This is a genomic window from Pseudomonas sp. KCJK8993, assembly GCF_046230915.1.
Lineage (GTDB): Bacteria > Pseudomonadota > Gammaproteobacteria > Pseudomonadales > Pseudomonadaceae > Aquipseudomonas > Aquipseudomonas piscis.
In genome coordinates, this window is sequence record NZ_JBJJLO010000263.1 from 1 (window position 1) to 301 (window position 301).

Sequence of the window (301 nt, forward strand, 5' to 3'; positions counted from 1 at the left end):
ACTCAACAGCGTCACCGAGGAAAGCGCCCGTGGCCTGACCCAGCAAAACAATGAGATCGAGCAGGCCGCCACTGCGGTCAACGAAATGACCAGCGCCGTGGAAGAAGTGGCGCGCAACGCCGTCAGTACCTCCGAAGCCTCGAAGAACGCCACCGCCTCGGCCGGCGACGGCCGCGACCTGGTGCAGGAAACCGTGACCGCCATCGAACGCATGAGCGGCGACGTGCAGGACACCGCCAGCCTGATCGGCGACCTGGCCAACGAATCCCGCGACATCGGCAAGGTCCTGGACGTGATCCGT

1 pseudogene is annotated in these 301 nt (G+C 65.1%); it reads left to right on the forward strand.

Annotated elements, in window-relative coordinates:
• Nucleotides 1–301: pseudogene (locus ACK6AU_RS32065) on the forward strand (methyl-accepting chemotaxis protein); the annotation flags it as partial.